At 39.8% G+C, this 7374-nt stretch carries 5 protein-coding genes; all 5 read right to left on the bottom strand.

Going from position 1 to position 7374, the window contains the following annotated elements; all coding sequences use genetic code 11:
- Window positions 1-792: 792 nt before the first annotated feature.
- The 5 genes from H5183_RS20020 to H5183_RS20000 all read right to left on the bottom strand — a co-directional run bounded on the left by H5183_RS20020 (window position 793) and on the right by H5183_RS20000 (window position 7324).
- The gene (locus tag H5183_RS20020) at window positions 793-1173 is read right to left on the bottom strand and encodes a molecular chaperone DnaJ (RefSeq protein WP_145241256.1); all 381 of its coding nucleotides are present in this window, start codon (window positions 1171-1173) and stop codon (window positions 793-795) included.
- Window positions 1174-1262: 89 nt separating this feature from the next.
- Window positions 1263-2957, bottom strand: coding sequence for an AAA family ATPase (locus tag H5183_RS20015; protein WP_182732536.1), 1695 nt, complete (start codon window positions 2955-2957; stop codon window positions 1263-1265).
- 227 nt (window positions 2958-3184) lie between these two features.
- Window positions 3185-3736 (bottom strand): cytochrome b, encoded by a 552-nt coding sequence (locus H5183_RS20010; RefSeq protein ID WP_145235009.1) that lies wholly within the window; start codon window positions 3734-3736, stop codon window positions 3185-3187.
- Between the two features lie 503 nt (window positions 3737-4239).
- Complete coding sequence (locus H5183_RS20005) at window positions 4240-4701, bottom strand: GNAT family N-acetyltransferase (protein ID WP_182732535.1); 462 nt, start codon at window positions 4699-4701, stop codon at window positions 4240-4242.
- Between the two features lie 187 nt (window positions 4702-4888).
- Entirely contained in the window at window positions 4889-7324 is a 2436-nt protein-coding gene (locus H5183_RS20000; RefSeq protein ID WP_182732534.1) for an ABC transporter permease, read from the bottom strand.
- Window positions 7325-7374 lie beyond the last annotated feature (50 nt).

The raw sequence follows: 7374 nt of genomic DNA, 5'->3' as shown, positions 1-7374 counted from the left end.
CCATAGTCGAGTTCCTATTTTGATTCAATCGCTTACTTCGATTTTACGTAAAATATAAAAAGAGGATTTGCTGTTGCTTTAATGGGCGTTTTGGAAGGTATGACAGGTGTTTAAGTGGCTTATTTAGAGAGGTAGCAGCTTACCTTTATTAATGCATCGTGTTTTGCAGCTTTTCTATATTATGAACTAAGCAATACAGTTGCCGCAGAATGCAGTGAATGCATTCACTTTCGTTTGTCCGCGTAAGGTCAATTTATTCATTCCTTTGTTAACTGTAATATTCCGCTGTTTATTTAAAGGAAAGCAGGCTCTATACAGCCAAGTCGTTTGCCATTTCGTCAATAAAAAGCTGCCGTTGCCCCATTGGGCTGTCTATTTTGACTTTGATTATTATATCTAACGGTGGATTTAGATCTCTGGATCCGCCGTAGGATAAGAATGTGCTACTGGCGACAATGGCGCTATTTATAAGGAATAGCACGCACTAAAGTACGTAGTTTAATGAAATTGGGGGTTAGTGAGCGACTCGCCATAGCATGTGGTATCACCAGTACCAAAAGTAGGCGCTTGGAAGCGAAGGCCCTTGTAGAAGCTCAAAAAACAAAAGGGATTAACATTCATTGCCCTAGGTAATGAATACTTAGCTTCAAAAGTTTAACGCCATGGAGAGATATTTGGATACATATTCATTACGGAAAATAAACCGCCCATTGCACTTCCTATTAATAAAAAGCGCATCATGGGTGGTGTGGGGGCTGGAGGTTAGAGACCTCCGGCTACCCGATTATGCATTCATCCACCCATGCTTTGCATTATCTTTTTGTTTAACTCTTGGAACGAGCGAACCAAATCATCACACACCTTCTTTGAAGCTCCGCAACGCACCGACATATCAATATAAATAGCGCCGTTACGCTCAATCACATCCCTTTTTACATAGGCGGGATAAGCTGGATGACTGGAAGGCGTAAAGCTATACATTACTCCCTCATTCGAACTAGCAATAGTCCAACCATCGTGATCGTAAACACTGAATGATTTGTCTTTTATCAGACGAGCTAATGTTTCCTCTACGGTTTCGCCTTCTTTGTTAAAGCCAGAGTATCCCAAGTTCTCGCCAAATGAACTAGAGCAGAAAAAACACAAAATAAAATATAAAAATACGTACTTCATGAAAGTTACTCGTCTATTGCCAACGCCCGGCACAGCGGGCTGTTTGGAGCGACGCAGGAGCGGAAAACAACTCCGACTGCTGCCGCTTGTTATAACTTGCCTGCCACTAACGTATTTAATATTGTCCCGACAAACTCCTTGAGTTCACTAGGAGCTGGGTTCTCTCCTAAATACTCAAGCGCGGGCACAATCCACTTGTTTTTCCTTTTTGTACCTACATCAATCCAGCCTTCCAGCTCACCAACTGGAGCAATAAAAATACACTTAGAGTTGAGTGAAGAGATTAGCACTTCAACTTCTCTAAGAAGCTCTGGCGGAAACACCTTAGAGCCTTCTGACTTAACATCTCTCCATTTGGAAAAATCCTTCCTTATGCGGTTTACTGCCCCCCGAGCCCCTGAAAAAGAGTGCTCGTCACTCTCAAGCTGGGTTAGCAACTCTCTTAAATCATCTTTTAGTTTCGCGAGTGATTCACTGTCATCTAACGATTCGATATATTTTTTGACTTTGGCAACAATTTCGACTTCATTTTCATTGATCGATGTGCCCAGCGCGCTCGCAATTCTCTCTAAGTCCGAAAGGTCGTTGAGAATATCGAAATCAACAACAGCCCCACATGGGATGTTGGCAGATATAAGTAATTCGAGCACTACATGAACGGTTTGTTTATTGTGCGCATGAATGAACAACAGCTCCTGATTATTGAACTCATTATTGGAAACGGTTGAATATACAATACGATCAGAGTCTGCTTCGCAGACTGCCACCCCTCGGTGGAATAACGCATCGAGCACGCGTTGACTGGACAAGACAGGCGAACGTGCCAGTGCTTTTGTTGATTGCGGTGAGATTTGTGTAAAAGTAGTGACGTCGTCTTTTCTGTTGAGTCTGAAAATATCGACAGGTTTGTTTGCCGCTAGCACACCGGCGATAAAGTTTGAATTATGCGTCGATATAACCACTTGGCCAGGAACAGAATGCGCATGATTAGCAATCCATAGGCCCAGCGTTCTCGCTTGAGCAGGGTGAAGGAATGCTTCTGGCTCATCCAGAAGGACTATGCGGTTTTCAGAAAGCAACAAACTTAGAACCACTCCAACAAAGCTTCTATACCCATCCCCTTGATCATCCAATATCGGATAATTTTCGAAGTATTTGAATGACTCTTTTGAATCAGAAGGAACGCCGTCAAATCTTTTTGAAACCCTGAAGCACAGCTCAGTCAGCCCACTGTAGTCCAGCTTTATATCCATTTCGAAAGTCGTCTGGAATGCTTCTCGCAGGCTGTTCTCTACATCATTTTCTGCAGCGTACAACGCTTGCATTAAGTTTTGAGGTGTGTATTTATGGGTATTTATAGACGGAGAAGTCTTTGCCACGACCAACCTCGACTCCGAGTCCAAGTACGAAACTCTATATTTCGCCAAAGATCCAAATATGGAATTTATGCCATTTTGCTTTACTTGCCGCTCGATATGTTCGATATTTATGGCGAGGTTATCGCTAGAATTCAGCTTCGAAGTTATTCCCGAGATCTGAGACCTGCCAACTACTTTGGGGTCAGGCTTAACATCTAGACCGTAGAAAAGGTCGCTAATGCCTTCTGGCTCTTCACATACAATAGACTTGACCAAAGTGGTAACGAATCCATTGCCCTGTGTAAATTTGTTGTGTACATCTTTTAGAGTCTGCGATTTCCCTACGTTATTTGGTCCAATTAATACGGTGAACTTCCCCAAACCGATTTCTTGACCATCTTTTGTCTTCAATTTATTTATATGCATACTTCGAAAGCCCGTGAGTTATAACAATTTTACAGTGCCCGAAGGGCGGATATTTCTGCTCCGACCACGCTCATTTTTTACTTTATATAGTTTTAACAAATTAGCTAAGGTATTACTATCACTAAGTTTTCTAAAATCTTTAAGTAGAGCTAAATGGAACAATATACGCGCGTCGCTCATATCCTTGAATATGTGCGCAAACAACAGTTTGAGCACTTAATTAGCTGTTATTTTTTCGGCAAACGCATTCGTGCAACCGTATTATCAGATAAAACATAATGGTGGAATAAGGCGGCGGCGGCATGTAATCCAATCAAGTAATAACCAACTTCCCCTGCGGTTTCATGCAGCTCTTTGATGGTTTTAGCCAAGTCTAAATCTTTACTGGCCAATGGCGGCAGCTCTAGACCAAAAAACGGAATTGGTTTGCCTGCCGTGCTCAAAATTAACCATCCAGCAATAGGCATAGCAAACATGAAACCATACAAAATAACATGCACTAGTTTGGCCAGATTATTTTGCCACTTAGCTGGTTCTGGTTTTATATCAGGAGCCGAGCCACCCACTACGCGAGCAATTAGCCTAACGCTTACTAAAGCTAAAACCGATAAACCAAGCATAAAATGCCACATTTTAAAGGCATCTCGGGTTGTAGTCCCTTTGTCGAATAATTCGCGCAGTTCAATGCTTGCGTAAACAGCTACAATCAATATGAACATAAGCCAATGCAAAGCAATGGAGAGCGTATTGTAATGAGTTGTCGTGTTTTTTAAATTCATAATGCCTCTCGAAAAATGAAATTATACCAATCGTGTTAAGTTACTGACCATTTATAGCGACAGATAAATACAGTGATAACAAGGCATAAATTTTGACATGTAGTTGTTCTACTTGAAAAAATCATAACGCAGTTAGCGCTTTATTTAGCTCGCTAGAATGGTTAAATATTTAAGTCGATCGGTATTACATGGCTACTCATCAACCTACCTCTTATGTTTTGAGAGCTTGAAGAGGTAACCTCTACCCTTGTACGTATTAAATACTCCACATACAGTAACCTATCGTTACTAAGTATTTAGTGATCTAAAACATAAAATTTGTATTTCAAAAATCATGTTTAAATATGGTTGGTTAAGCGTAAACAGTAAAACTTAAAATAAACTTAAGTGATTGGCATAACAAAATAACAACCGTTGGTTACCTTTCGATAAGTATTTGCTAGTTAAACTAATAATTGAAAAGAAATTGAATTTACAACGTTTTTTACACTGTGGCTTTTGAATCAAACAATGCCAGTTCGAATCATGGCTAGCTTTTCAATACCGTGATCGGGCGTCCATCTTTTAAACTCAACAAAGTCATGCTTTTTATATAACTTAATAGCGGGCTCGTTAACTACTGCGGTTTCAACTATCGCTGTTGATGCTGTTTCAATAAAGTTAGTTAACGCATAGCGGATTAACTTATCGGCGATGCCTTTTCTAAAATGCTTTGGGTCAACCGTTAAGCTATTAATTTCTAATCGCTCATTGATAATTACCAGTTCAATAACCCCTGCAAGCTGAGTATCGTCATAAAATCCATAAAAAAGCGTTTGCGAATTGTGTATATCATTAACAGTGCGCGATAAAGGCGGAACATTCTGCGTACCTATTAATTCAGCTTCTATTTTATAAGAGCGTTGAAAGGTGGTGTAAATTTGCTTTGCGACTGCCTCATTTGCATTATCTAACTTTGCAATCATTGACTGAAATCCCTGTTGTAGCATTTTTAGTTGTATAGACTGCAGATAATAACATTCAGCCCGCACCATCTTTATAATTATTATTAACTTATCAACGTGCCAAATTTTATAAAGTGTTTTTAAAAGAGCTAGTTGAAGGAGCTGATTTAAGCCTTTTACTCAATCAGTCCCTCCTAAACTACACACTTTACTGTTGTGATCCTTGTACACCGTAAATTGCAGGGCGCTTTAGCTGGGCACTTAAAGGTAAATAACACGCCAGTGCGCCAAGGCTAATTACAAACAATAAAGTCATGAATAACATACCAAGCTGCATAATTTGCGGTACTCCATCCGCAATCAGTTGTAGTGGTTGTTGTAAAGCCAGCAATAACGCAATACTGAGTATTATACCCGTTACGATTGCGCTGCCATTTTGCTTAAATACTAACAAAAACAATGCCAGTGGCTTTGCGCCAACACACAAATGAATACCAATTTCAGCACGCCTTAATAACACTGAGTAGCGCATAATACCTATCAAACCAATACTGGTTAAGGCAATAGTGGCAGCAATGATCATCAGCGTTGTCGCCGATACTACATATTGACGAAACAGTGCTGTATCGCGCTGTGCATTTAATGGCGCTAATTGATGAACTGATAAGCCTGAATCAATAGATTGTAATAAGGTGTTAAGCGTATTTTTTGTTAAGTGCTGAGCATTTTTAAACTCGATAATAAATGAATTATAACCAGCACGAGTCAAATAAGCTTTAGGCTCAAGCGACGTTTTCCCCGGTATAAGCATTGTTTTAACTATGCCTATTATTACTAAATCATTTTCGCGCCCTGAAGTTATATCAAAACTCAAATGCATGCCCAATGCATTACCATCATTTGATAATTTTTCTGCTAGTACATCATTAATAATAATAACATTCGCATTACTTTTAGTATCCTCGTTTGTAAAACCACGTCCTTGTAATACGGGTTGTTTAAGTAATGAAAAATACTGCTCATCAACTGATTTACCATAAGGTAATACGTTTTGATTGCTTGCTACCTCAACCAATGACCAAGTAATTAAATTATCGTTTATAGGTGATGATGAACGACTTACTTGCCTAACCTCTGGCAGTAAAGCAAGCTCGTTAGCTACTTGCTCTAATAGCTGATTTGCTTTGTCTCTATCAGCTGCTACATGGCTTGCTACATTAACCTTTAAACTCGTTAATTGCTCAAGTGGCAGTGTGAAAGCCTCGTCAATATTACTTTTATTAACGCTAAAAACTAAAAAGTTAATAAACAATAATGTACACGCTACAGCTACTTGAAAAGCGACCAAGCCTTGCCATACGCGCTTGCCCACCTGCACTGTCGTCCCTTTACCTGCTGACTTTAAACTACTTATCAGTTGTTGGTAATTTACTATTCGCGTACATAAAAAAGCGAACAGCGTCGTTAATATTAAGCCGCTAACCAGTGTGATAAGGAATGATACTGCATTAATAGAAAGCTCATTGGCGCGCGGTAATATTGCCATGGCAAAATCGCTTAAGGTTGCTAAAAAAATCGCCGCTAACGCAAGGCCTATTATACTTGCTAAGCCTATTAGCAAGGCAATCTCCAGCCAAAACTGTTTAAACAAAGTAAACCGTGTTGCGCCCAGCGCCGCACTCAGTGCTAATGTGTGTTTACGCGCTGCAGTTCTTACAATAAACACGTTACTAATGTTTACACAGGCAATAATAACCAACCCCGTTACAGCTAAAATGAGCCAATAAATATTCTGCGGTGTCTCTTTTAATATTACTGTTTGCAAGGTGTTTAGCTCAAGTTCGATATGCCAACCTGCAAAGAATGCTTCGGTCGTAATATGCTGTTGCCATACATCATCCACATACTGCGATAACCTTTTACTCGCCTGCTCAATGCTTACATCGCTTGGTAATTTAGCCACAAAATGGCTGCGTGAGTAACGGTTCCACCAAAATGGTTTAGCCTCTGCAGAGGTTAAATTATAATCCCACGGCAACCATACGTCAGTGACCTGCCCTGTTTTGATAAGTGCAGGCGATTTAAAGTTGGCTGCAGCCACACCTATAATTTTGAATTGCTGAGCGCCCACACTAAGTGTTTGACCTATTATGTTTTCTTTACTGGCAAAGTCATTTTGCCATGTTCGATAACTTATAACGGCAACGGGGTTAAAACTATCAAGAGCTTCGGTTTGCGTAAAACCTCGTCCTAAATGTAGCTTAATTGCAAACATTTCAAACCACTGAGGGGTAACAAATGAGGTGTTTACTATGGGTAAGCCCGCTACATCATCAAGGCGTTGTTCACCGTAATACACCAACGCAGCTTGCTCAAATAATTTATGATTTTTATATAAATCAATCAGTGCAGGGTAATTAAAAGCGCGGGTATTAAGCGCCCCGGTTTGGTCTATTTGAGCATATTCAGCTTTTACTAACCGCATTTGCTCAGGGTATGGCAATGGTTTTAACAGCATAATATAGGCAAGTGTTAATACAGTAATTAATGCAGCTAAAACAATACTTAACGTCGCTACAACACTTAAACTGTAAACTTTATGATTAGTTATATTAAGTAATGCATTTTTTAAATTATAAGTCATTATGGCACTCCGTTAAGTTATCCCTTAATAGCCATTGACGTTTTATTATT

This window comes from Pseudoalteromonas sp. SR44-8 (assembly GCF_014163635.1).
In the GTDB taxonomy this organism is placed as follows: Bacteria; Pseudomonadota; Gammaproteobacteria; order Enterobacterales; family Alteromonadaceae; genus Pseudoalteromonas; species Pseudoalteromonas rhizosphaerae.
Note: the sequence above shows the minus strand (reverse complement) of the source record. Positions and strands in the feature narration are given on the sequence as shown.